At 26.4% G+C, this 1,390-nt stretch carries 2 protein-coding genes and 1 pseudogene; 2 read left to right on the forward strand and 1 reads right to left on the reverse strand.

From position 1 onward, the window contains the following. Positions 1-108: pseudogene (locus HNP68_RS07785) on the forward strand (ERF family protein); the annotation flags it as partial. Between the two features lie 106 nt (positions 109-214). On the opposite strand, the gene HNP68_RS06880 reads toward HNP68_RS07785, so the two are convergent. Beyond that, positions 215-652: an Mlp family lipoprotein gene (locus HNP68_RS06880; RefSeq protein ID WP_183221737.1), complete on the reverse strand. Its 438-nt coding sequence runs from the start codon at positions 650-652 to the stop codon at positions 215-217. Positions 653-833: 181 nt separating this feature from the next. Between HNP68_RS06880 and revA the strand changes: the two genes are divergently transcribed. Next, positions 834-1,316 carry a fibronectin-binding protein RevA gene (gene revA, locus HNP68_RS06885; protein WP_183221739.1) on the forward strand — a complete coding sequence of 161 codons (483 nt, stop codon included), beginning with the start codon at positions 834-836 and terminating at the stop codon, positions 1,314-1,316. Positions 1,317-1,390 lie beyond the last annotated feature (74 nt).

A 1,390-nucleotide genomic window follows, 5' to 3' on the forward strand; every position in this document is an offset into this window, starting at 1 on the left:
GATGAAAGATTTATGCCGTCTGATCAGCGCGATTATAACGACAGTCCATTAATATTCTTTGACTCGTTAAAAGAAGATAAACAATTTGATTATATTTTTGCAGCATAGCAATATGTTTGCATAATAATATACCTACCTAAATAATAGAGCCCCCAATAAGGGGGCTCTGCTATTTAGGTATATTAGAAAGGATAATAATGAATTTTATTTTTTATTATTGACTATCGCCATTAACATTACAGTTACTAACTGCTTGAGTTTTAAAATTATCTATTTCCCCGCCGCTAAAGAAACCCCCAACTACTTGTTTAAAAGTGTTTTTTCCGTTTTCATTTCCAGTACATTTATCAAGTTCACTTTTTATATGATCAAGTGCCGTTTTTATTTTCTCTTCATCATTTCCTAAAAATTTATCAAATTTTCTATCATTGCCCAATGCGTCTTTTAACCAGTCAAGTTGCTTTTTTTGATTATCAGATAGTTTTTCTCTAAGTAGTTCTTCTTTAGATTTAGGTTTTTCTTGTTCGCTTAAATCACGCTTTACCTTACTTTTTGATTGTTTAATATTGTTTTTTAAAGTGTCATTATCATTGGAATTACAGCTGTTTAGCATAAGTAAAAATAAACAAAATAATATATTGATAATTTTCATTTGTTATCTCCTTTTTTCTCTTCAGTACAATACATTAAGTAACAAAAAAGTTTATTCTTGTAATTATAGACCCTATTTTTAGAAATTTTTTAAAATTTAACTCAAGTTTTGATTGATATGTTTACATTTTGAAATGTTGTGCTACTTTTAACTTCATTATTATTAAATAAAGGAGTAACTAATGGAAATTAAAAACATAGTTAAATTATTTTGTTTATCTATATTAGTTGTAATGGCTTGTAACTTATATGTAGAGGAGAAAAAAGGAATAGATGCAATTCTTGCAGAAATTTTAGCTATTGATAATAAGACTGGTCATGAAAAATTTAAAGATTATAAAGATAGAATTAATGAATTAAAAAAAAGATTAAAGGATGTAAATGATGCTGATCTTAAAGAAAAATTATTAAAGTTACAAAGTCTTTTTGAAGATAAATTAGCAGCCAAATTAGCAGCTTTAAAAGCAGCCAAACAAAAAATTGAAAGTATTACTGAGACTGACAATAATAAAGCAAAAATGAGTATATGGGCAGAATCAAAATTAGTTGGAGTAACTATAGCATTTAAAGGTAGTTATGCTACTGGGAAAGGGAAAGAAATGTCTAAAGAAGCTGTAGAACAGATAGATAAAATAATAAAGTTTCTCGAAGGGGACACTAATTAATTAGTAAATATTCATATTAAAAATGTTAAAATCTAGGTATTAAATTTACTTTAATCTAATATCTAGATTTTTCT

The sequence above is a fragment of the Borreliella yangtzensis genome, assembly GCF_014201775.1.
Classification (GTDB): domain Bacteria; phylum Spirochaetota; class Spirochaetia; order Borreliales; family Borreliaceae; genus Borreliella; species Borreliella yangtzensis.

Coding starts and splice junctions, on each gene's coding strand:
- HNP68_RS06880 (WP_183221737.1), bottom strand. CDS start 652: ATGAAAATTATCAATATATTATTTTGTTTATTTTTACTTATGCTAAAC.
- revA (WP_183221739.1), top strand. CDS start 834: ATGGAAATTAAAAACATAGTTAAATTATTTTGTTTATCTATATTAGTT.